Below are 22,807 nucleotides of genomic sequence, written 5' to 3'. Positions count from 1 at the left end.
CGGTCTCGCGTTTTCGCTTTGACCCGTACGGGCTCTGGTGACTTGCGTGGGCGGGCGTTACCTTCCGGCGCATGACCCAGATACCGGCGCCCGTCCCCGTCGAGCAGCTCCACTTCGCCATGCCGCCCGTCCACGCGACGGCCGCCGAGGAGCGCACCCACCGCAAGCAGCGGCTCGCCGCGGCGCTCCGGGTCTTCGGCCGGCTCGGGTACGAGGAGGGCGTCTCCGGGCACATCACCGCCCGCGACCCGGAGCACCCCGACTGCTTCTGGGTGAACCCCTTCGGCGCCCCCTTCGCCGAACTCACCGCGAGCGACCTGATCCTGGTCGACGGCGACGGGCGGGTGGTCTACGGCGTCCACCACGTCAACCAGGCCGCGTTCACCACGCACGCCGAGGTCCACCGGGCCCGGCCCGACGTCGTCGCCGTCGCCCACACCCACTCCCCGCACGGGCGGGCGCTCGCCGCCCTCGGCGAGATGATCGACCCGATCACCCAGGAGGCCTGCGCCTTCTACCAGGACCACGTCCTCTACGACGCCTACACCGGAGTCACCGTCGACCCCGAGGAGGGCCGGCGGATCGCGGTCGGCCTCGGCGTCTCCAAGGGAATGGTGCTGCGCAACCACGGTCTGCTCACCGTCGGTTCGTCCGTCGACGCCGCGGCCTGGTGGTTCATCGCCATGGAGCGCTGCGCCCAGGTCCAGCTCGCCGCGCGGGCGGCGGGCAAGCCGGTGCTGATCGACCACCGCGACGCCGTCGCCACCCGCGAGCAGCTCGGCAGCGACCTGGTCGCCTGGATCAACTACCAGCCGCTGTGGCGCAGGATCAGCCGCACGGAGCCCGAACTCCTGTCGTAGAACGTGTCTTTACGTCAATGTGATGACTCTTCAATCACTCCCGTGCGGGGTGTGCACAGCCCACGGAGTGAGCACTCGGTGCGGCACAATTCCCAGGAATCAACAGTGAGTTGACGATGGGCAAGTCGACCGAGCGGGAAGTGGGCGGCGCCGTGGCGGTGCAAGAGGCGAGACAGTGCGGGGCGGATCAGGACGGCGGCGGCTGCCCGCACTGCGACGGCGCCGGTCACCGGCGCGCCGTCGCCGCCTTCCTCGCCCGTCGCGACGAGCTCGCCACGGGCCACGGCGTGCCGGCCGCCCTCGCCCACTCGCCGGTCGCCTCCCGCCAGTGGGTCTCCGACGAACTCGCCCAGTCCGCCCGCACCGTCACCGCGAGCGGCCGGGAGGCGGGCCCGGCCCGGCTCGGCCGGGTGTACCGCGGCACCCTCGCCGCCGTCTGGGGCGCCGTGTTCGCGCTGCTCCTCGGCCAGGCCCTCACCGCCGTCGGCACGGGGTGGACCGGGACCCGCACGGCCGCGCTCGGCGCCGCGGTCCTGTCGGCCCTCGCGCTCACCGCGGCCGCCCGGCTGCACCGCGAGCGGGGCGGCGTCCTCGCCCCGCTCGTCGGCGAGGACCGGCGGCTCTCCACCTCCCGCACCGTCGCCGCCGGCTGGCTGCTCCTCAGCGTCTTCGCCGTCCTGCTGCTCTCGCTCCGGCTGGCCGGCGGGGCCGACGGGGTCGACCTCGGCCTGCGCCGCGGCGCCGGGCTGCTCGCCGTGTTCGCCCTGGTCTCGGGCGTCGCCGTCACCGCCCGGCTGGTCGTCTCGCTGCGGGTCGCCGCCCGGCGGCTGCAGAAGGTCCGCGCCGACCGGCCCCGGCCCGCCGACCTCCTGTGCGACGACGACGGCCACGCCTCCCTCGGCGACGTCCAGTACGTCCTGGTCGCCGGCGCCGTGCTCCTGCTCGCCGCCGTCCGCCTCGGCCGGACCCCCGACCGGCTGCCCGAACTCCCCTGGGCCCTCGTCCTCCTCCTGGCCGTCTCCGCCGCGGGCTACCTCGCCGGCAAGTGCGCCGAGGGCGGGCGGCCGAAGGTCTTCTCGGTGGTCCGGGCCCGCGAGGCGGGCGACCTGGACGCCCCGATCCGGACCGGCGACGACATCGAGATCCGCGGCACCGGCTTCGTCCCGGCCGGGGCGGCCGGCCCCGAGCCGCTCACCCGGCTGGTCGTCCGGATCGGCCCGGTCCACGCCCACGTCCCGCTGGTCCCGGTCCCCGGCGGCTTCGCCAACCCGACCGACACCGCCCTGACGGTGCCCCTCCCCGCCGACGTCGAGCCCGGCCGGGTCGAGGTGTCCGTCGTGACGGCCGCCGGGGTCGAGACCAACCGGGTCACGATCGACGTCGTCGACTGAGCCCCCTGCCCCGTCACGGGGAATCCGGGGAGAATCGTTCCGCGGACCCGGCCCGGACAGGCGCGGGCAGTGACGCGGGGCGTGGAGAGGCGGCCGGAGATGACGGGACGGACGGACGACGGCGGAGCGGCGGAGCGGGGCGGGGGGACGGGACCGGACCCCGGCTCCGGGCCGGGTTCGGGCTCCGGCTCCGGCGCGGGATCCGTCCGGCGGCCGTCGTGGGCGGCGTCGGACGGCGGCTTCGGCGGGACCGACGGCTGGAAGGCGCTCGCCTCCCGCTACGCGCTCGTCCCGCTGCGGATCTTCCTCGGCGTCACCTTCCTCTACGCCGGGCTCGACAAGCTGACCACCGCCGGCTTCCTCGCCGACACCGGCCCCGGCTCGATCGGCGAGCTCATGCGGGGCGTCCGGGACACCTCCGCGCTCCCGGCCCTCGTCGACCTCGCCCTCAGGAACCCCGTCGGCTTCGGCTACGCCATCGCGCTCGGCGAACTGCTGGTCGGCATCGGCACCCTCTTCGGCCTGTACGCCCGGGTCGCCGCGCTCGGCGGGGCGCTGATCTCGCTGAGCCTCTGGCTCACCGTGAGCTGGCAGGTGAACCCGTACTACCTCGGCAACGACCTCGCCTATCTGATGTCCTGGCTCCCGCTGCTGCTCGCCGGCGCCCCGGTGTTCTCGCTGGACGCGCTGCTGTCCGAGCGCCGCCGGATCCCGTAGGCGATCCAGGAGCTGAGCGCGGCCAGCCCGAGGGCGCCGCACAGCACCGGGACCACCAGGTACCAGGGGACGGACCAGCGGCCGGCCGCGTCGCCCGCGAAGAGGGCCGCGAGGGCGAGCGCGGCGAGGCCCAGGACCAGCCGGCCGGGGCGGAACTCATGAACCGGCACGGATGACCTCCACCTGTCCGGCCCCGACCTTCAGGAAGAGGTCGAGGGTGCCGCCCGGGGTGACGCCGGGCGACGGGGGGAACGTCCGGGTCTCGTCGAGATCCGGCTCGATGTCGATGTCGTCCGCCGACCGCGCGTGCTGCGGGGACGGCGACGGCGGCGACTGCGGTGCCGCCGGGGAGGGCGGCTGGACCGGCTGTCCGGAGGCCGCGGACCCCGTCGCGGGCGTCCCGGGTGTCGCCGGAGGTGCCGGCGCGGTGGGGGCCGCGGGAGGCTGTTGCTGCGGCCACTGGATGTCGCCGAGGCCCACCTGGGCCCGGACCTTCAGCGTCACGCCCTTCGGGACGATCACCTTCAGCCGGCCCGCGCCGACCTCCGCCTGGGTGACCACGGTCGTCCCGGCGGGGACGGCCAGGCCGGACAGGTCCAGCGTGCCGACGCCCAGGCCCAGCTCGTACCGCGGCTGCACGGCCGCGACGGCCGCCGGGCGCCAGGTCTCGCGGATCCACTCCGTCGAGATCTCCTTCGGCAGCGCAGAGGCCCCCGCGAGCAGGCCCGCCGTCACGATCGTGAGGAACACCGTGCCGAAGCCGGTCCGGCCGATCAGGCTGCTGACGACCAGTCCCAGGCCGAACACCGCGAGCGCGGCGACCAGACCGATCTGCAGGCTGGTGCCCAGCGGGTGCCCGTGCCAGGAGAGGCCCGTGCCGAGGCCGCCCGCCACCAGGGCGAGCAGGAACACCAGACCGCCGATGGACGGCGGACCCGTCCGCACCCGCGTCGAGGGCGTGGGCCGCTGGGGCGGACCGCCCGGCGGACCCCACGGGCCGCCGGGCGTCGGGACCGCGCCGTCGATCCCGACGCCCTCGTCGAGTACGCCGTGCGGCCCCCACAGGTAGCCGGTGGCGACCTTGCCGGTCGAACCGTCCTTCACGATCGGGTCCCGCCACCAGGACGGGAACTCCACCAGGGGCGGCGCCTTGGTCTCGGGCGGCGCCTCGGCGACCGCGAGCGCGGCGGCCGCGTCTATCCGGCCGCCCTCCTCGGCGGTCGCGGCGACCGCGGGGCGCCGCTGCGACCACACCGCCGCCCCGCTCAGCGCGACCGACAGCACCAGCGCGAAGGCCAGCGTCCCGCCGTTGTGCAGCATCGACAGGAAGACGCCGGAGCCCACCAGGGCCGTCAGCACCGCCGTCAGCGAGGAGCCGGAGACCCGGCCGGTCAGCAGCCGGCGCCCCTCGCTCTCCTCCTCGCCCGCGAGCGGGACCAGCAGCCAGGCGAAGCCGTAGAAGAGCAGCCCGACGCCTCCGGTCACCGCGAGCACGCCGAGCGCGACCCGGAAGATCACCGGGTCGAGGTCGAAGTGCCGGCCGAGACCGCCGCACACGCCGGCCACCACCTTGTGCCCGCGCGACCTGCGCAGGGGCGGGGCGGGTGCGGCCTCCGCCGGCGGCGGGGCCTCGGGGGGCGAAGGCGTCGAACTCGTCATGGGTCCATGGTGACCGCCCGTGACGCCCGGCGGCACCGGGACCGACCCTGCCTTGACCCTGATCTTCCGGGGGCCACCGGCCCCCGCTCGACCCCGAGACGCCTCCGGGGCCGATATCCGGGCGGACCCTGATGCACCGGGACGGCCGGACGTGTGACGATCACTGCATGTCCGCAGCCGCCCGCGTCGCAGAGACCGACGAACCGCCCGTCCGCAGGCTCTACCGGAGCGCCGACGGCCGGTGGCTCGGCGGCGTCGCGCGCGGACTCGCCGGACACCTCGGGCTGCCGGTGATCTGGGTCCGCGCGTTCTTCGCGGTCCTCATGCTCACGGACGGCCTGGGCGCCCTGCTGTACGCGGTGTTCTGGATCGTCGTCCCGCTCGGGGTCGGCGGCCGGGCCGCGCCCCGCCCCGTCTTCGAGACCACCGCCGACGGGCGCAGACGCCTCCGCAAGCCCGACAAGGGCCAGGTCCTCGCGCTGATCGCGCTCGCGATCGGCTTCTCCTCCTTCATCGGCAGCATCAACGTCGACAAGCAGGCCGGGCGCTACGTCTGGCCGTCGCTGCTGATCGGCATCGGCGTCGTCCTCGTCTGGCGGCAGGCGGACAACGCCCGCCGGGCCAGCTGGACCGACCCCGGCGGCAGGAGACGGGTCCTCCAGCTGGTCCGCGGTCTGGTCGGCGTCGCCCTGGTCGGCACGGGCCTCGCGGTCTTCCTCGTGGTCCGCGGCTCGGTCGCCCAGCTCGGCACGGCGCTCACCGCCGCCGTCGCGGTCCTCACCGGCATCGCGCTGCTCGCCGGGCCCTGGCTGGTGCGGATGTCGCAGGACCTCAGCGAGGAGCGCACGCTGCGCATCCGCGCCCAGGAGCGGGCCGAGGTCGCGGCCCACGTCCACGACTCCGTCCTGCACACCCTGACCCTGATCCAGCGCAACGCCGACGACCCGGGCGAGGTCCGCCGGCTGGCCCGCGCCCAGGAGCGGGAGCTGCGCAACTGGCTGTACAAGCCGGAGGGCACCGGGAAGGACGAGGACGAGGAGCCGGCCACCCTGGCGGAGGCGGTCAAGCGGGCCGCCGCCGAGGTCGAGGACAAGCACGGCGTCCCGCTGGAGGTCGTGGTCGTCGGCGACTGCCCGCTCGACGAGAAGCTGGCCGCGCAGATGCAGGCCGCGCGCGAGGCGATGGTCAACGCCGCCAAGTACGGTGGCGAGGGCGGGGCGGTGCAGGTCTTCGCGGAGGTGGAGGGCCGGACGGTCTTCGTCTCGGTGAAGGACCGGGGTCCCGGCTTCGACCTGGACGCGGTCCCCGACGACCGCATGGGCGTACGAGAATCGATCATCGGCCGGATGCAGCGCAACGGCGGATCGGCGCGGCTGAGGTCCGTGCCGGGCGGGGGCACCGAAGTGGAGCTCGAGATGGAGAGGGCGGACGGATGAGCGACGGGACCGGGACCGGGAGCGGGGCGGCGGAGCAGGGCACGGAGCGCCGGGTGCGGGTCGTGCTCGTCGACGACCACCGGATGTTCCGCACCGGGGTGCAGGCCGAGATCGGCCGGACCGACGTGACCGGCGTCGAGGTGGTCGGCGAGGCCGCCGACGTCGACCAGGCGGTGACGGTGATCACCGCCACCCGCCCCGAGGTCGTCCTCCTCGACGTGCACCTGCCGGGCGGCGGCGGCGTCGAGGTGCTGCGCCGCTGCGCGAGCCTGATGGCGGCCGCGCAGGACCCGGTGCGCTTCCTGGCGCTGTCGGTCTCCGACGCGGCCGAGGACGTGATCGGGGTGATCCGGGGCGGCGCCCGCGGCTATGTCACCAAGACGATCACCGGCACGGACCTGGTCGACTCGATCTTCCGGGTCCAGGAGGGCGACGCCGTCTTCTCCCCGCGCCTCGCGGGCTTCGTCCTCGACGCCTTCGCCTCGACGGACGCGCCGCCCGTGGACGAGGACCTGGACCGGCTGACCCAGCGGGAGCGGGAGGTGCTGCGGCTGATCGCCCGGGGCTACGCGTACAAGGAGATCGCCAAGCAGCTCTTCATCTCGGTGAAGACGGTCGAGTCCCACGTCTCGGCGGTGCTGCGCAAGCTGCAGCTCTCCAACCGGCACGAGCTGACCCGCTGGGCGACCGCCCGCCGCCTGGTCTAGGCCCTGTCCTTCGGATCATGCCGGGCCCGCCTCCCGGATCGGGCCCCGGCCGCTCACCCCACCCGGGTCGCGCCCGCGAACGGCATCTCGTCGATGGGGGCGATCCGGACCGGGGCGCCCGGCCGGGGCGCGTGGATCATCTGGCCGCCGCCGATGTAGAGGCCGACGTGGCTGATCCCGGAGTAGAAGAAGACCAGGTCGCCCGGGGCCAGCTCGGATCGGGAGACCCGGCGGCCGGCGTTGATCTGGGTGTACGTGGTGCGGGGCAGTGAGACCCCGGCCGCGCGCCAGGCCGCCTGGGTGAGCCCGGAGCAGTCGTAGGCGGAGGGCCCGGTGGCCCCCCAGACGTAGGGCTTGCCGAGCTGGGCCTGGGCGAAGGCGATGGCCTCGGCGGCGCGCGCGTTCGGTGCCGTGACGGGCCCGCGGTTCGCCGAGGAGCGGTCCGCCCTGGCCACCGGGGCGGACGGGCCGCCGTGCCCGTCGGCCCCGCCGTGCCCGCCGGCGGCGACGGCCGCCTCGTACCGGGCCCGCTCCTCGGCGCCGAGCCGGGCGAGCAGCGCCCGCGCCGCGTCCAGCTTCCCCTGCACGGTCGCCTTCTGCCGCCGCAGCTCCGCCTCCTGCGTCCGCAGCTCCCGCAGCCGCCCCTCCGACTCGCTGCGGAGCTGCCGTACGGCCGCCAGCTCACGGCGTACGGCGGTGACGGCGGCGGCCTGCCGGTCGCCGGCCTTCTCGGCCAGCGAGGCCCGCTCCAGGTACTGGTCCGGGTCGGAGGTCAGGGCGAGCTGGATGGCCGGGTCGAGTCCCCCGGAGCGGTACTGCGCGGCGGCGACCGCGCCCAGCGCGTCGCGGGACCGGTTCAGCCGCTCGGTCCTGCGGGCCGCCTCGTCGCGCAGCCCGTCGAAGGCCGCCCGGGCCCGGTCCGCCTTCTCCTTCGCCCCGTTGTACTTCTCGGTGGCGACCTCGGCCTGCTCGTAGAGCCGGTCGACCTCGCTCTTGACCTGGGCGGGGGTCGGCCGCGGCGCGGCGTGCCCGGAGCCCTCGAAGACGGTCGCGGTCGCCGCGGAGGCGAGGGCCAGCGTGGCGGCCGTGCGGGCCGCCTGGCCGCCGAAGGGGGACTGCTTGGGCTTGCGGTGCGCTGCCACGAGGGCGGGTCACATCCTCTCCCTGTGGGGGACGCGGCCCGCCGGGGCCGGCGACGGTCCGCACAGGGGGACGGACCGCCGCCGGTCTTTCTCGGCGGGGGTGACCGGCAGCCGCCGGAACGCGGCGGTGGTGGGGAGCCGGTCACCTGGGGGAGGACGCTAAACCTGGCCGCCGTGGGGCGGTGACGGGTTGACCGTTATTGGCGTCAGTTGGCGCTTCCCGACCGCTCGCGTTCACCCCGGGGGAGGGTCGGGCGGCGCTTGCGGCAGCCGCTGACCGAAGCCCGGGAGAAGGTGGACCCGCCCGGAGGCCGGTGCTATGGCCCCGGTTAGGCTCCGCCCCATGGACGTCCTCATCAATGTCTTCGTCGCCCTGCACATCATCGGCATCGCCAGCCTCCTCGGCGGCTTCCTCACCCAGATGAAGGCGATGGGCGCGGGCACCGCCCGCTTCGTGCCCGCGATGCTGCACGGCGCCCTGACCATGCTGGTCACCGGCATCGCCCTCGTCGGGCTCAACCAGGCCGACGACCACACGGTCAACAACCTCAAGGTCGGCATCAAGCTGGCCGTCCTCGTCGTGATCCTCGGCCTGGTCTACGTCAAGCGCGACGAGGAGAAGGTCGACAAGGCCCTCTTCGGCGCCGTCGGCGGCCTCACCATGGCCAACATCTTCATCGCCACCCTCTGGGTCTGACCTCGGGTGACCTCGGGCCTTTCCGGTCACTTCCGGAGGCGGCAGCGGAGTGTCGGTGCGGCGTCCTAGACTCGTGAGGCGATGAGCAGCCTCTTTGACGACAGCTTCCTGGCGAGCCTCCAGAACCACTCCTCGGAGGAGCCCCCGCCCCCGCCCGAGGACCACGAGCACGGCGCCCCGGCCGCGGAGGAGGTTCCGCACGCCCTCTTCGGGGAGCACTGGGACGCGCCTCCGCCCGCGCGGGACGCCTACTACCGCGACGGGGCCCACCGGCCCGTCGTGGACGCCGCCGCGCTCCTGGACGGGCTGAACGAGCAGCAGCGCGCCGCCGTCGTGCACACGGACACCCCGCTGCTCATCGTGGCCGGCGCCGGCTCCGGCAAGACCCGGGTGCTCACCCACCGGATCGCCCACCTCCTGGGCACCCGGCACGTCCACCCGGGCCAGATACTGGCGATCACCTTCACCAACAAGGCCGCCGGCGAGATGAAGGAGCGCGTCGAGCAGCTGGTCGGCCCGCGCGCCAACGCCATGTGGGTCATGACCTTCCACAGCGCGTGCGTCCGCATCCTGCGCCGCGAGTCGAAGCGGCTCGGCTTCACCTCGTCCTTCTCGATCTACGACGCCGCCGACTCCAAGCGCCTGATGGCGCTGGTCTGCCGCGACCTGGACCTCGACCCGAAGAAGTTCCCGCCGAAGTCCTTCAGCGCCAAGATCTCCAACCTGAAGAACGAGCTGATCGACGAGGAGACCTTCGCCGACCAGGCGGCCGACGGCTTCGAGAAGACCCTCGCCGAGGCCTACCGGATGTACCAGGCCCGGCTGCGCGAGGCCAACGCGCTGGACTTCGACGACATCATCATGACGACGGTCCACCTGCTCCAGGCCTTCCCGGACGTCGCCGAGCACTACCGCCGCCGCTTCCGCCACGTCCTCGTCGACGAGTACCAGGACACCAACCACGCCCAGTACACCCTGGTCCGCGAGCTCGTCGGCACCGGGTACGAGGACCTCGGCCCGGCCGAGCTGTGCGTGGTCGGCGACGCCGACCAGTCGATCTACGCCTTCCGCGGCGCGACCATCCGCAACATCCTCCAGTTCGAGGAGGACTACCCGGACGCGACCACGATCCTCCTGGAGCAGAACTACCGCTCCACCCAGACGATCCTCTCCGCCGCCAACGCGGTCATCGAGCGCAACGAGTCCCGCCGCCCCAAGAACCTGTGGACCAACGCGGGCGCCGGCGCGCAGATCACCGGATACGTCGCGGACACCGAGCACGACGAGGCGCAGTTCGTCGCCGACGAGATCGACCGGCTCACCGACACCGGCGCGGCCAAGGCCGGCGACGTCGCCGTCTTCTATCGCACCAACGCCCAGTCCCGCGTCTTCGAAGAGATCTTCATCCGCGTCGGACTGCCCTACAAGGTCGTCGGCGGCGTGCGCTTCTACGAGCGCAAGGAGGTCCGCGACGTCCTCGCCTACCTGCGCGTCCTCGCCAACCCCGAGGACAACGTGCCGCTGCGCCGCATCCTCAACGTCCCCAAGCGGGGCATCGGCGAGCGCGCCGAGGCGATGATCGACGCCCTCTCGCTGCGCGAGAAGATCACCTTCCCGCAGGCCCTCAAGCGCGTCGACGAGGCGTACGGGATGGCGGCCCGCTCCGCCAACGCCGTCAAGCGCTTCAATACGCTGATGGAGGAGCTGCGCACCATCGCCGAGTCGGGCGCCGGCCCGGCGGTGGTCCTGGAGGCCGTCCTGGAGCGGACGGGGTACCTGGCCGAGCTGCAGGCCTCCACCGACCCGCAGGACGAGACCCGCATCGAGAACCTCCAGGAACTCGCCGCGGTGGCCCTGGAGTTCGAGCAGGAGCGCGGCGAGGAGCCCGCCACCCTCGCCGAGTTCCTGGAGAAGGTCGCGCTCGTCGCCGACTCCGACCAGATCCCCGACGAGGACGAGGAGGGCTCCGGGGTCATCACCCTGATGACCCTGCACACCGCCAAGGGCCTGGAGTTCCCGGTGGTGTTCCTCACCGGCATGGAGGACGGCGTCTTCCCGCACATGCGCGCGCTCGGACAGACCAAGGAGCTGGAGGAGGAGCGCCGCCTCGCCTACGTCGGCATCACCCGCGCCCGCGAGCGGCTCTACCTGACCCGTTCCGCGATGCGCAGCGCCTGGGGGCAGCCCTCGTACAACCCGGCCTCGCGCTTCCTGGAGGAGATCCCCGCCGCGTATCTGGAGTGGAAGCGGACCGGCCCCATGGCCAAGCCCGCCGGGCCGACCTCGGGGATCACCTCCTCGCTGTCCTCCTCGCGCGCCCGCTCCGGCCCCTCGGGCTTCGCCACCCGGCGAACCAGCGACAAGCCGGTGATCTCGCTCCAGGTCGGCGACCGGGTCACCCACGACCAGTTCGGCCTGGGCACCGTCATGGCCGTGACGGGCGTGGGCGCGGACGCACAGGCGACGATCGACTTCGGCGACGAGAAGCCCAAGCGGCTCCTGCTGCGCTACGCGCCGGTCGAGAAGCTGTAGGGCGCCCGCCCGCGGGAGCCCATGGAAGCCCACGGGAAAGGGGCCCCTGCCGGATGCCGGCGGGGGCCCCTTCCTCGTGGGCGGCGGGTGTCAGCTGGTCGGGTCGAGCCCGCGGCTGAGCAGCCAGGGCAGCGGGTCGATCGCCGCGCCGCCGTTGGGCCTGACCTCGAAGTGGAGGTGCGGGCCGGTGGAGTTGCCGGAGTTGCCGGAGTACGCGATGACGTCGCCGGCCTTGACCTTGCCGGAGCGGATCTTGGTGCTGCTGAGGTGGCAGTACCAGGTCTCGGTGCCGTCCTCCATGGTCACGATCGCCATGTTGCCGTAGGCGCTGTTCCACTGGGTGCGGACGGTGCCGTCGGTCGCGGCCATCACCGGGGTGCCGTACTGCACGGGGAAGTCGATGCCGGTGTGCACGGACATCCAGTTGACGCCGGACTGGCCGAAGCGGGCGCTGAGCTGGTGCAGCTTGACCGGGAGGAGGAACTTGGGCCGCAGGGCCTCCTTGCGGGCCGCCTCCTCCTCGCGCTTCTTCTTCTCCGCGTCCTGGCGCTGCCGCAGGTCGATGCGCTCCTGGGTGCGGCTGGCGCGGTCGCCGAAGTCGCGGGCGTCGGCGCTGAGCGCGGCGAGCTGGGTGTCCAGCTTCGTGTTGGCGGCGACCTGCTTGACGGAGGCGGGGTCGGCGGCGGCGAGGGCCGTCGTGTCGGTCTTGTTCTCCGCGCCGGTGTCGGCGAGCCCGGCGACCGAGGCGGCGGCGATGCCGGCGACGCCCATGACGCAGGCGGACGGGACGGCGACCGTCAGGAGCGCGGAGCGCTTGGCGGGCGTACGGCGCCGGCCGCGGCTGCCGCCGGAGGAGCGGCGCACGGGGTGGCCGGCGACGGGCGGGAGCTCTTCGGCGCCGCCGAGGGCGCTCTCCGGGAGGACCTCGAGACCGATCATGGTCTCGGCGGCGTGGAAGGCGTGCCGCTCCGACTCCGCCTCCGTCTCCTCGGCCGTGCCGGCCTCGTAGCCACCGTCCAGGTCGTACGCGGGGACCTGCATGGTCTCGGAGTACTCGGCGTACTCGGAGTGGTCCGCGTGCTCGGCGTGCGAGGCGGAGTGGGCGTCGAGGTCGAACTCGAACTCGGCGGTGTGCTCGGAGCCCGGCGTGTACTGCTGCGGGACGACCGGCTCGGGCGTCGCGGGTGCCTCGTTCCAGGCGGTCGCGGCGGCCAGGTCGTAGGTGCCGGTCTCGAAGCCCGGGGTCGTCCACTGGCCGGTGGTGTCGTACGCGGTGGTGGCGAAGGCCGCGGCCTCGTACGGGGCGGCCTGCTGGGCCTCGGTCCAGGCGGTGGCGTCCCACTGGCCGGTGGCGGTGTACGAGCCGTAGGAACCGGTGTCCCACGAGGGGGAGTGGCCGGTCTGCTCGGTGTGCCCGGCGTAGGCGTTCGGGTCGGCGTACCCGTTCGGGTCGGCGTAGCCGGTGTACCCGGAGTAGTCGGTGTGGCCGGCGTAGTCCGTGTGGCCGGTGTGCTCGGCGTACTCGCCGTACGTGCTCTGACCTGCGCTGTGACCTGCCGCGTAGCCTGCGTCGTAGCTGCCGAACAGCGGGTCGACGGTGTAGCTCCCGGTGGTCTGGGTGCCGTCCGCGACGTACCCGGCGTGGGGGTGCTGGTCGTTCACCAACTTCTCTCTCGCCTCGGCAGCAGGGGGTCAAGCAGTGGCGTGACTGTACCCGGCGGTATGCGCGCCCGACAATCTTCCGCGGGTTTCGAGCCGCCAGGAAACGGGCAATCGGCCGTCTTTCGGCGGGTAGCGGAGAGAGCTTTGGCTCTGTGTTCGAGGAACGTTCGAAGAACGGTGGTCGGGCGGGTGCGGGTCGCCGTCGGGCGGGCCCCGGCGGGGGTCGGGTGGTGGCCCGGCGGGGGCCGGGTGGTGGCCGGGCGGGGGTTGGGTGGTGGCCGGGCGGCGGTGGGTCAGGCCACCGAGCTCGCCCCGGGCGCGGTGTCCGCGGCCCCGGCGGCCGGGTCGCCGTCGTCCAGCGCGTCGAGGATCCCGGCCGCGACCGTCGGGTGCACCGGCAGCGCGAGATGGCCGATGCCGCTCACCCGCACGTTGTGGACGATCAGGTCCGGGTGGTCCAGACGGGCCGTCTCGGGCGGCACCATCACCTGGTCCAGCTCGCTCCAGAAGCTCACGAATCGGGTCCGGACGCCCGGCGCCGGCCCCGCCAGCTCGCGCAGCACCTCCGAGCCCGGCCGCATCTGGCGCACCAGCGGGTGGGCGTCGGCCAGCGGCACGAAACCGGTGCCGGAGTGCGGGGTGCCCAGCATGACCAGCGTGCGCACCCGGGCGTCACCGCCCAGCCGCTGTACGTAATAGCGGGCGATCAGGCCGCCCAGGCTGTGCCCCACGAGGTCGACCTCGGCGTGCCCGGTGCGGGCCTGGATCTCCGCCACCCGGCGCCCGAGCAGCTCGGCGGCGGTGCGCAGGTCGCAGGTGAGCGGGGAGTAGTTGAGCGACTCGACGCAGTCACGGCCGTGCCGCGCCAGGGCCCGGCGCAGCAGGACGAAGACCGAGCGGTTGTCGACGAAGCCGTGCAGCAGCACGACCGGGCGGCTCGAGGCGGTGCCCGGGGCGTCCCCGGCGGGTGCGGGGCGGCGCGGTCGGCGTTCGGAGACGAGCCCGGAGGGGTAGAGGACCAGGTGTCCGGCAAGGACCGCGAGCTCCAGGGCGGCGGCCTTCACACGGTCGGCGACCTCGGTGGGGGTGAGCTCCATCGTCGGCCTCCGTCCCGGGACGGAGGTGCGCCGCACCTCCGTGCCGTGCGGCTGGCGGCGCGGTGGTACGGCGACCCCGTGGCGGCTCCTCCGCGGAGCGAACGATGTCCCACGTGTGATTTCCCCCTCGCTGTCCACCGCGAAACGGCCGCTTGCGGGATGCTGGCGATAACGTTCGTTCACTTTCCCGCGGCCAGGCGCGGGGGTCGCATGTGGAGGCACTGATGGGTGTGACCGGTCCGATCCGAGTGGTGGTGGCCAAGCCGGGTCTCGACGGCCACGATCGCGGGGCCAAGGTGATCGCGCGGGCGCTGCGCGACGCCGGTATGGAGGTCATCTACACCGGGCTCCACCAGACGCCCGAGCAGATCGTGGACACCGCGATCCAGGAGGACGCCGACGCGATCGGTCTCTCGATCCTCTCGGGCGCGCACAACACGCTGTTCGTGAAGGTCCTCGAACTGCTGAAGGAGCGCGACGCGGAGGACATCAAGGTCTTCGGCGGCGGGATCATCCCCGAGGCGGACATCGCGCCGCTGAAGGAGAAGGGCGTGGCCGAGATCTTCACCCCCGGCGCGACCACCGGCTCCATCGTCGAGTGGGTCAACGCGAACGTCCGCGTGGCGGCCTGACCCGTACCGGCGACGGGGCGGCGGGACCACGCAGGAGAAGACGGGGACGGGAGCGGGCGGCGCGGAGGACGCGCCGCCCGCTCCCGTCATCCGTCCGCCAGCTCCGCGTGCATCGCCGCCCGCAGCTCCAGCGTCGCCACGAGCCGCTGGAAGGCCTCGGACCAGTAGCCGCCGGCGCCGGGGGAGGCGTCCTCCTCCTCGTCCGGAAGGGTGGTCAGGGCCGCGAGCTGCGGTACCGCGGCCGGGGCGAGACAGCGCTCGGCGAGGCCCATCACCCCGCTGAAGCTCCACGGGTAGCTGCCCGCGTCCCGGGCGATGTCCAGGGCGTCGACCACCGCCCCGCCCAGCGGCGCCGACCACGGCACCGCGCACACCCCCAGCAGCTGGAACGCCTCCGACAGCCCGTGCGCCGCTATGAACGAGGCCACCCAGCCGGCCCGCTCCTCCGCCGGGAGCGTCGACAGCAGCTGGGCCCGCTCCGCCAGCGAGGACGTGCCCGGGCCGGTGGCCTGCGGGGCCGCCGGGGGGCCCAGCAGGGCCCGCGACCAGTCCGCGTCCCGCTGGCGCACCGCCGCCCGGCACCAGGCCGCGTGCAGCTCGCCCTGCCAGTCGTCGGCGACCGGCAGCGCCACGATCTCCTCGGGCCCGCGCCCCGCGAACCTGGCCGGCCAGCAGTGCAGCGGCGCGGCCTCGACGAGCTGGCCGAGCCACCAGGAGCGCTCGCCGCGGCCCGTGGGCGGCGTGGCCGTCACCCCGTCGTGCTGCATGCCCGCGTCGCACTCGTGCGGCGCCTCGACGACGATCGCCGTCTCCCCCTGCGTACGGTCCAGGGAGACGCACGACGCGGCCCGCTCCGCCATCCGCGCGGCCAGCGCCGAGCCCGGCAGCGCCGACAGCAGCTCGGCGGCCGTCGCGCGCACGTTGCGGCTGCGGTCGGACAGGGCCGCCTCCAGGAACTCCTCGTCCGCGTCGGAGAGACCCGCGCGCAGCGAGTCCAGGAACATCAGCCGGTCCTCCGCCCGCTCGGCGCCCCAGGTGGCGGCCAGCAGCCCGCGGCCCGCCGCCGGGTCCCGTGCCCGCACGGCGGCGAGCAGGGCCACCCGCTCCGCGAACAGACCCTCCTCCCACAGCGCCGCCACCGCCTCCGCGTCCCCCGGGTCGGGCAGCGAGCCGCCCCCGCCCGAGCCGCGCAGCGCGAACTTCCACTCCGCGTTGAGCCGGGCCAGCCACAGCCCGCGCGGCCCGGCGAAGGCCAGCGCCTGGGGCCGCAGGTCGGTGCGGGCCCGGGCGGCGTCCAGCAGCGCGGGCAGCGCCGCCGCCGGAGCGCGGTAGCCCCGCTCGTGCGCGGCGGTCAGCCACTGCGGCAGCAGCTCCGTCAGATCGGGTGCGGCCCCGCGCCGCCCCCCGGAGGGCGCGGGCGCGGCCCGGCCGGCGAGCAGCCGGGCCAGCCGGCGCCGGGCCGCCTCGGGCAGCGGTCTGCGTCCGTCCTCCGGCGCGGCCTCCAGCTGCGCGGCGGCGGGCCCGGGCCGCAGCCCCGCCCGGCGCCGCACGGTGTGCACGGCGGCGGCGTCGAGCAGCGCGGCGGGCGCCGCGTCCCCGGAGGCGCTCGCGTGCGGTCTGCGGTCGGTGCCCAGCAGCGCCGACGTGACGAGCTCTTCCCAGGCGTCCTTGGCCACCATGGCCTCCTCACAGATGGGGGTTTCCGAGACGGATCGGGGCGGTTCCCGGGGATCAGACCAGCGGCACCGTCTCCCCGGGGGCGTCCGGGGACCAGGCCGCCAGCGGGGTGAAGCCCTGGTGGCCGCACTCGCCGAAGACCGTGAGCGGCGCGCCGCCCGACAGGGCCACCAGCCGCCACAGGCCGGGCCGGGCCTGGGCGGCGCGGGTCAGCGGCACGGCCTCCCGCTCCCCGGCCGCGGCGGCTCCGAAGTCCGCGAGCTGCCAGCCGTACTCCGCGCGGGCGGGGACGACGTCGGCCAGGGTCACCGGCCAGGAGTCCAGCCACGGATCGTCGCGCAGCGCGCGCCCGTACGCCGTGAGGGCGGCGCCGACCGTGCCGCCGCGCGGCGGGGGGGCCGGCGGGCGCCGGGGTGCCGAACTGCTCGACCAGCTCCGCGCGGAGCCCGCCCCCGCCCTCGTACGGCCGCAGCTCCGCGTCGAGCACCGCGCCGACGGGGAAGGCGAGCTGCGGGGCACGGCCCCCGGCCCCGAAGGAGAGCAGCAGGGCGGTGCGGGCGCTCGACTCCCCGTGCAGCCAGATGCGCCGGGTCGTCAGCTTGCCGTCCGCCGCGTCGTACTGCGCGAGGACCAGCCAGCGGTCCCGCAGCGCCGTGCCCTCCGGCGGGGCGGTGAGCCCCACCCTGGTCCGCACCGTCGCGGCCAGCGGGCCGGGCAGCCGGTCGGCCGACAGCCAGGCCCGGTCCAGGAGATGGGTCAGCGCGCACTCCTCCAGGAGCCGCACCGGCCAGCCCGGACCCGAGCCGGGTATCGTCCCCAGTTCCCGCACCCGGCCCGCGAGCCCCGGCGCCTGCGCGTCGACCATGCGGGCCGCGGTCTCCTCCCACAGCCCGGGCCCCGACCGCTCCGCCGCGGCGAGACCGCCGCGCAGCAGGTCGGCCAGCCGCTGCTCCAACTCCTGCGCCCCTGCGGTGATCCGGGCGGCCCGCCGCTCGGCGCGGCGCCGGGCCGCCTCCGGGTCCGCCGGGCCCGAGTCCGCCGCCGTCCCGGCCGCCTCCGCCCGTCCGCGGCGGGCCGCGAGCCATTCCTCCGCCCAGTCCGGCGCCGCGGCCTGCCCGGGGCCGGCCGGCAGACCGCCGTCGGCCCAGAGCAGCAGCAGCCCCAGCGCGTGCTTGCACGGGAACTTCCGGCTCGGGCAACTGCAGTGGTACGCCGGGCCCGTGGTGTCCACGACCGTCCGGTACGGCGTGCTGCCGCTGCCCTTGCACAGGCCCCAGACGGCCCCCCGGCCGCCGCCCGCGCCGGACCACGGACCGGCCGTGCCCAGCTTGCTTCCCGCTCTGCGTGAGGCGTCGTCAGGAGCCAGTGCCAGCACCTGATCCGCCGTCCAGAGCGCCCCCTGTTCGTCCATGGGAACGACCGTACGACCCCCCACTGACAGATGCTCCCACCTGCGGTTTCCACGGCCGTGTCGGCGACCGGGGCCGAATGTCAGTGGCATGGTGCACCGTGGTTCGTACAGCAGGTCGAACGATCTGGAGGGGGACCCATGACGCTGCCCGAAACCACCACGGACTCCACCGACGACACCGCCGGCGGCGAGGTGCTGCGGCCGCACGCCGAGGACGCCTTCGCCCACGAACTCGCCGCGCTCGCCGCCGCCGACGACCGGCCGCGCCCCACCCGCTGGCGGCTCTCTCCGTGGGCCGTCGCCACCTATCTCCTCGGCGGCACGCTGCCCGACGGCACGGTGATCACACCGAAGTACGTCGGCCCGCGCCGCATCGTCGAGGTCGCCGTCACCACCCTCGCCACCGACCGCGCCCTGCTCCTGCTCGGCGTGCCCGGCACCGCCAAGACCTGGGTCTCCGAGCACCTGGCCGCCGCCGTCAGCGGCGACTCGACCCTGCTGGTCCAGGGCACCGCCGGCACGCCCGAGGAGGCCATCCGGTACGGCTGGAACTACGCGCAGCTGCTCGCCCACGGCCCCAGCCGCGACGCGCTCGTGCCCAGCCCCGTCATGCGCGCCATGGCCCGGGGCATGACCGCCCGGGTCGAGGAGCTCACCCGCATCCCCGCCGACGTGCAGGACACCCTCATCACGGTGCTCTCCGAGAAGACGCTGCCGATCCCCGAACTGGGCCAGGAGGTGCAGGCCGTCGGCGGGTTCAACCTCATCGCCACCGCCAACGACCGCGACCGGGGCGTCAACGAGCTCTCCAGCGCCCTGCGCCGCCGCTTCAACACCGTCGTGCTGCCGCTGCCCGCCACCCCGGACGCCGAGGTGGACATCGTCGCCCGGCGCGTCGACCAGATCGGGCGCTCGCTCGACCTGCCGGCGGTGCCCGAGGGCGTCGAGGAGATCCGCCGGGTCGTCACCGTCTTCCGCGAGCTGCGCGACGGGGTGACCGCCGACGGACGGACCAAGCTCAAGTCCCCCTCGGGGACGCTCTCCACGGCCGAGGCGATCTCCGTCGTCACCGGCGGCCTCGCCCTCGCCGCCCACTTCGGCGACGGCGTGCTGCGCTCCGCCGACGTCGCCGCCGGGCTGCTCGGCGCCGTCGTCCGCGACCCGGCGGCCGACCGGGTCGTGTGGCAGGAGTACCTGGAGACGGTCGTGCGCGAGAGAGACGGCTGGAAGGACTTCTACCGCGCCTGCCGCGAGGTGACGGCGTGACGCGAGCCGGCGCGCCGGGCGCGGCCGGCGCCGCCCGTCCGGCCCCCTCGGCGCCGGGGGCGGGTGCCGCGGGCCCGGCCCGCGTCGCAGGGCCCGGAGCCACGGTCGGACCGGCCGGCCCTCCGGGCCCCGCCCCCGGGCCCCTCCTGCTCGGGGTGCGGCACCACGGTCCCGGCTCCGCGCGGGCCGTGGCCGCCGCCCTGGAGGCGGGGCGGCCCAAGGCCGTCCTGATCGAGGGACCGCCCGAGGCGGACGGCCTCGTGGGGCTCGCCGCCGAGGAGGGGATGCGACCGCCCGTCGCCCTCCTCGCGCACGCCGTGGACGACCCCGGCCGCGCGGCCTTCTGGCCGATGGCCGAGTTCTCGCCCGAGTGGGTCGCGATCCGCTGGGCCCTCGGCCACGGCGCCGAGGTCCGCTTCGTCGACCTGCCCGCCGCCCACACCCTCGCCGCCCCCGAACCGGCCCCGGAACCGGCCGCAGAGGAGGACGGCGCGGGCCGCGGCCCGCGCGTCGACCCCGTCGCCGAACTCGCCCGCGCCGCCGGGTACGAGGACGCCGAGCGCTGGTGGGAGGACGCCGTCGAACTGCGCGGCGCCGCCGACCCGTTCGCGCCCTTCGAGGCCCTCGCCGAGGCGATGGGCGCCCTGCGCGAGGCCTACGGACACGGCGGACACCCGCGCGACCTGGTGCGCGAGGCCCACATGCGGCTGCAGCTGCGGGCCGCCCGGAAGGAGTTCGGCGGCGACATCGCCGTGGTCTGCGGCGCCTGGCACGTTCCCGCGCTGCGCCGGGCGACCACCGTCACCGCCGACCGGGCCCTGCTCAAGGGGCTGCCCAAGGTCAGGACCGAGCTGACCTGGGTGCCCTGGACCCACCGCCGGCTCGCCCGGCGCTCCGGCTACGGCGCGGGCATCGACGCGCCCGGCTGGTACGCGCACCTCTTCACCGCCCCCGACCGCCCCCTCGAACGCTGGATGACCAAGGTCGCCGGGCTGCTGCGGGCCGAGGACCTCGCGGTCTCCTCCGCCCATGTCATCGAGGCCGTCCGGCTCGCCGACACCCTCGCCGCGATGCGCGGACGCCCGTCCGCCGGGCTCGGCGAGACCACCGACGCCGTCCGGGCCGTGATGTGCGACGGCTCCGACGTCCCCCTCGACCTGGTCCGCGACCGGCTCGTCGTCGGCGACGTCCTCGGCGCCGTCCCGGACGGCGCCCCCGCCGTGCCGCTCCAGCGCGACCTCGCCCGGCTCCAGCGCGGCCTGCGCCTCAAGCCCGAGGCCGGGCGGCGCGACCTGGAGCTCGACCTCCGCAAGGAGAACGACGCCGCCCGCAGCCGGCTGCTCCACCGGCTCCGGCTGCTCGGCGTCGACTGGGGCGCCCCCGCCCCCGGGCGCGCCTCCACCGGCACCTTCCGGGAGAGCTGGCGGCTGCGCTGGGAGCCCGAGCTGCACGTGCAGGTCGCCGAGGCGGGCGTGTGGGGCACCACCGTCGAGGCCGCCGCCACCGCCAGGGCCGAGGCCCGGGCCGGTGCCGCGCGGGAGCTCGCCGCCCTCACCGCCCTCGCCGAGCAGTGCCTCCTGGCCGGGCTCACCGAGGCCCTGCCCGTCGTCCTCGGGGCGCTCGCCGACCGCGCCGCGCTGGACGCCGACGTGGCCCACCTCGCCCAGGCCCTGCCGGCCCTCGCCCGCTCCCTGCGCTACGGCGACGTCCGCGCCACCGACACCACCGCGCTCCGCGAGGTCGCCGCCGGGCTCGCCGAACGCGTCTGCGTCGGCCTGCCCCCCGCCTGCGCGGGCCTCGACCCCGACGCGGCCGCCGAGATGCGCGGACACCTCGACGGGGTCCACGCGGCGATCGCGCTGCTGCCCGCCGACCCCGCCGACCCCGCCGCCCCCGCGCTCGCCGAGCGCTGGGCCGGGGTGCTGCGGCGGCTCGCCGAGCGGGAGCGGGTGCCCGGGGTGCTGCGCGGGCGGGCCGCCCGGCTGCTGCTGGACGAGGGGCGGCTCGGGGAGGACGAGGCCGCCCGGCTCATGGGCCTCGCGCTCTCGCCCGGCACCGCGCCCGCCGACGCCGCAGCCTGGATCGAGGGCTTCGTCGGCGGGGCTTCCGGCGGCGGGCTGCTCCTCGTCCACGACGAGCGGCTGCTCGCCCTCATCGACGGCTGGCTCGGCTCCGTACCGGCCGGGGCGTTCACCGATGTGCTGCCGCTGCTGCGGCGCACCTTCTCGGCGTACGAGCCCGGAGTGCGCCGCACCCTCGGCGAGCTCGTCGCCCGCGGCCCCGCCGCCGGCGGCCCCGCCCGCACCCTCGCGACGGCCCCCGGCTTCGCGACCGCCCTCGACCGGGAGCGCGCCGACGGCGTCCTTCCCCTGCTGCACCTCATCCTCGGCACCCCCGGCACGGAGGCCCCCGCATGACCCCCAGCCCTGACCGGCGACCCGACGAGGAGCGGCTGCGCCGCTGGCGGCTCGTCCTCGGCGGCGGCCCCGCCGACGGCACCGGCCAGGCCCTCACCGGCACCGACGCCGCCATGGACGGCGCCCTCACCGCCCTGTACGAGGGGCGGGGCGGGGACGGCCGGGAGCGTTCGGCCGGGCTCGGCGGCTCCGCGCCCTCCGTCGCCCGCTGGCTCGGCGACATCCGGACGTACTTCCCCAGCTCCGTCGTCCAGGTCATGCAGCGCGACGCGATCGACCGGCTCGGGCTCGCCACGCTGCTCCTGGAGCCCGAGATGCTGGAGGCCGTCGAGCCGGACGTGCACCTCGTCGGCACCCTGCTCTCGCTCGGCAAGGCGATGCCGGAGACCACCAAGGACACCGCTCGGGCCGTCGTCCGCAAGGTCGTCGAGGACCTGGAGAAGCGGCTGGCCACCCGCACCCGGGCCACCCTGGCCGGGGCGCTGGACCGTTCGGCGCGGATCAGCCGGCCCCGCCACCGGGACATCGACTGGGACCGGACCATCCGCGCCAACCTGAAGAACTACCTCCCCGAACACCGCACGGTCGTCCCCGAGCGGCTCGTCGGCCACGGCCGGGCCGCGCAGTCGGTGAGGAAGGAGGTCGTCCTCTGCGTCGACCAGTCCGGCTCCATGGCCGCCTCCGTCGTCTACGCCTCCGTCTTCGGCGCCGTCCTGGCCTCCCTGCGCGCGATCGCCACCCGGCTGGTCGTCTTCGACACCGCCGTCGTCGACCTCACCGACCAGCTCGACGACCCCGTCGACGTCCTCTTCGGCACCCGGCTCGGCGGCGGTACGGACATCAACCGGGCGCTCGCCTACTGCCAGTCCAGGATCACCCGTCCCGCCGACACCGTCGTCGTGCTCGTCAGCGACCTCTACGAGGGCGGCATCCGCGACGAGATGCTGAAGCGGGTCGCGGCGATGAAGGCCTCCGGGGTGCAGTTCGTGTGTCTGCTCGCCCTCTCCGACGAGGGCGCGCCCGCCTACGACCGGGAGCACGCCGCCGCGCTCGCCGCGCTCGGCGCCCCCGCCTTCGCCTGCACCCCCGACCTCTTCCCGGAGATCATGGCCGCCGCCCTGGAGAAGCGCCCGCTGCCGATACCCGAGGCCTGACCGGTCCCGGCCGGGACCGGACCGACCGGGCCCGGCCGGGGTGCGGAAGGGCCCGCCGGGAGGTGCGGAATCCGTCGTGCGCGCGCCACCCGGACGGGTGCGCGGAGCCCGACTGAGGTCCATATCACAGTGGCGTCCCCGCGCCCCTCACCCCGCGCTCCGGCGCGCCGTGAGGGCCGCAACCCCCGCGCCCCGCCTGCCACAAGGGGGTCCGGGGCACCCGCGGCCCCCTCCACGGAAAGCCCCGTGACCCCTACGTTCTGTGACCCGTATCACCGCTCCGTTGTGATCTGCGATTTAGGGACCTACGTCCCACGGGGATAACCTGCGAGACGGACATGCCGCGTCCA

17 protein-coding genes and 1 pseudogene are annotated in these 22,807 nt (G+C 75.2%); 11 read left to right on the top strand and 7 right to left on the bottom strand.

Annotated features, from left to right (window positions below; all coding sequences use genetic code 11):
- The first annotated feature begins 71 nt into the window (after window positions 1-71).
- The 3 genes from ABD981_RS16115 to ABD981_RS16105 all read left to right on the top strand — a co-directional run bounded on the left by ABD981_RS16115 (window position 72) and on the right by ABD981_RS16105 (window position 2,968).
- Window positions 72-860 (top strand): class II aldolase/adducin family protein, encoded by a 789-nt coding sequence (locus tag ABD981_RS16115; protein WP_046911941.1) that lies wholly within the window; start codon window positions 72-74, stop codon window positions 858-860.
- Window positions 861-1,012: 152 nt separating this feature from the next.
- Window positions 1,013-2,251 (top strand): hypothetical protein, encoded by a 1,239-nt coding sequence (locus ABD981_RS16110; protein WP_046911954.1) that lies wholly within the window; start codon window positions 1,013-1,015, stop codon window positions 2,249-2,251.
- 99 nt (window positions 2,252-2,350) lie between these two features.
- Window positions 2,351-2,968, top strand: coding sequence for a DoxX family protein (locus ABD981_RS16105; RefSeq protein ID WP_046911942.1), 618 nt, complete (start codon window positions 2,351-2,353; stop codon window positions 2,966-2,968).
- Here ABD981_RS16105 and ABD981_RS16100 read toward each other — a convergent pair.
- Both ABD981_RS16100 and ABD981_RS16095 read right to left on the bottom strand, forming a co-directional pair.
- Window positions 2,878-3,138, bottom strand: coding sequence for a hypothetical protein (locus ABD981_RS16100; RefSeq protein ID WP_123955198.1), 261 nt, complete (start codon window positions 3,136-3,138; stop codon window positions 2,878-2,880). The genes ABD981_RS16105 and ABD981_RS16100 overlap by 91 nt on opposite strands.
- The gene (locus tag ABD981_RS16095) at window positions 3,125-4,627 is read right to left on the bottom strand and encodes a PspC domain-containing protein (protein WP_046911943.1); all 1,503 of its coding nucleotides are present in this window, start codon (window positions 4,625-4,627) and stop codon (window positions 3,125-3,127) included. The genes ABD981_RS16100 and ABD981_RS16095 overlap by 14 nt, the downstream gene beginning before the upstream one ends.
- A 167-nt stretch (window positions 4,628-4,794) precedes the next feature.
- Between ABD981_RS16095 and ABD981_RS16090 the strand changes: the two genes are divergently transcribed.
- Window positions 4,795-6,063: an ATP-binding protein gene (locus ABD981_RS16090; RefSeq protein WP_046911944.1), complete on the top strand. Its 1,269-nt coding sequence runs from the start codon at window positions 4,795-4,797 to the stop codon at window positions 6,061-6,063.
- Window positions 6,060-6,770 (top strand): LuxR C-terminal-related transcriptional regulator, encoded by a 711-nt coding sequence (locus ABD981_RS16085; RefSeq protein ID WP_046911945.1) that lies wholly within the window; start codon window positions 6,060-6,062, stop codon window positions 6,768-6,770. The genes ABD981_RS16090 and ABD981_RS16085 overlap by 4 nt, the downstream gene beginning before the upstream one ends.
- 53 nt (window positions 6,771-6,823) lie before the next feature.
- Here the strand turns inward: ABD981_RS16085 and ABD981_RS16080 are convergent, their stop codons facing one another.
- Window positions 6,824-7,912, bottom strand: coding sequence for a C40 family peptidase (locus tag ABD981_RS16080; RefSeq protein WP_046911946.1), 1,089 nt, complete (start codon window positions 7,910-7,912; stop codon window positions 6,824-6,826).
- Between the two features lie 343 nt (window positions 7,913-8,255).
- Between ABD981_RS16080 and ABD981_RS16075 the strand changes: the two genes are divergently transcribed.
- Together ABD981_RS16075 and pcrA are read left to right on the top strand one after the other, a co-directional pair.
- The gene (locus ABD981_RS16075) at window positions 8,256-8,609 is read left to right on the top strand and encodes a hypothetical protein (protein ID WP_046911947.1); all 354 of its coding nucleotides are present in this window, start codon (window positions 8,256-8,258) and stop codon (window positions 8,607-8,609) included.
- Between the two features lie 81 nt (window positions 8,610-8,690).
- Window positions 8,691-11,141 carry a DNA helicase PcrA gene (pcrA, locus tag ABD981_RS16070; RefSeq protein WP_046911948.1) on the top strand — a complete coding sequence of 817 codons (2,451 nt, stop codon included), beginning with the start codon at window positions 8,691-8,693 and terminating at the stop codon, window positions 11,139-11,141.
- Window positions 11,142-11,231: 90 nt separating this feature from the next.
- Here pcrA and ABD981_RS16065 read toward each other — a convergent pair whose 3' ends face one another.
- Window positions 11,232-12,803 (bottom strand): M23 family metallopeptidase, encoded by a 1,572-nt coding sequence (locus ABD981_RS16065; protein ID WP_046911949.1) that lies wholly within the window; start codon window positions 12,801-12,803, stop codon window positions 11,232-11,234.
- Window positions 12,804-13,096: 293 nt separating this feature from the next.
- Window positions 13,097-13,900 carry an esterase/lipase family protein gene (locus ABD981_RS16060; RefSeq protein ID WP_046911950.1) on the bottom strand — a complete coding sequence of 268 codons (804 nt, stop codon included), beginning with the start codon at window positions 13,898-13,900 and terminating at the stop codon, window positions 13,097-13,099.
- A gap of 224 nt (window positions 13,901-14,124) precedes the next feature.
- On the opposite strand from ABD981_RS16060, the gene icmB reads away from it, so the two are divergent.
- Window positions 14,125-14,532: a coenzyme B12-dependent isobutyryl CoA mutase small subunit gene (gene icmB, locus ABD981_RS16055; protein ID WP_046911951.1), complete on the top strand. Its 408-nt coding sequence runs from the start codon at window positions 14,125-14,127 to the stop codon at window positions 14,530-14,532.
- Between the two features lie 86 nt (window positions 14,533-14,618).
- On the opposite strand, the gene ABD981_RS16050 is transcribed toward icmB, so the two are convergent.
- Complete coding sequence (locus ABD981_RS16050; protein ID WP_345529629.1) at window positions 14,619-16,211, bottom strand: DUF5691 domain-containing protein; 1,593 nt, start codon at window positions 16,209-16,211, stop codon at window positions 14,619-14,621.
- Between the two features lie 52 nt (window positions 16,212-16,263).
- Window positions 16,264-17,620, bottom strand: a pseudogene (locus ABD981_RS16045) (SWIM zinc finger family protein).
- Between the two features lie 138 nt (window positions 17,621-17,758).
- Here ABD981_RS16045 and ABD981_RS16040 point away from each other — a divergent pair.
- The 3 genes from ABD981_RS16040 to ABD981_RS16030 are packed head-to-tail and all read left to right on the top strand — an operon-like array spanning window position 17,759 to window position 22,457.
- Window positions 17,759-18,886, top strand: coding sequence for an ATP-binding protein (locus ABD981_RS16040; protein ID WP_046912502.1), 1,128 nt, complete (start codon window positions 17,759-17,761; stop codon window positions 18,884-18,886).
- Entirely contained in the window at window positions 18,883-21,303 is a 2,421-nt protein-coding gene (locus ABD981_RS16035) for a DUF5682 family protein (protein WP_382748342.1), read from the top strand. Before ABD981_RS16040 ends, ABD981_RS16035 begins: the two co-directional genes overlap by 4 nt.
- Window positions 21,300-22,457, top strand: a complete 1,158-nt coding sequence (locus ABD981_RS16030) for a VWA domain-containing protein (RefSeq protein WP_046912436.1) — start codon at window positions 21,300-21,302, stop codon at window positions 22,455-22,457. The genes ABD981_RS16035 and ABD981_RS16030 overlap by 4 nt, the downstream gene beginning before the upstream one ends.
- The last annotated feature ends 350 nt before the right edge of the window (window positions 22,458-22,807 follow it).

The sequence above is a fragment of the Streptomyces showdoensis genome, from assembly GCF_039535475.1.
In the GTDB taxonomy this organism is placed as follows: Bacteria; Actinomycetota; Actinomycetes; order Streptomycetales; family Streptomycetaceae; genus Streptomyces; species Streptomyces showdoensis.
This window is presented reverse-complemented; position numbering and strand designations above follow the sequence as displayed.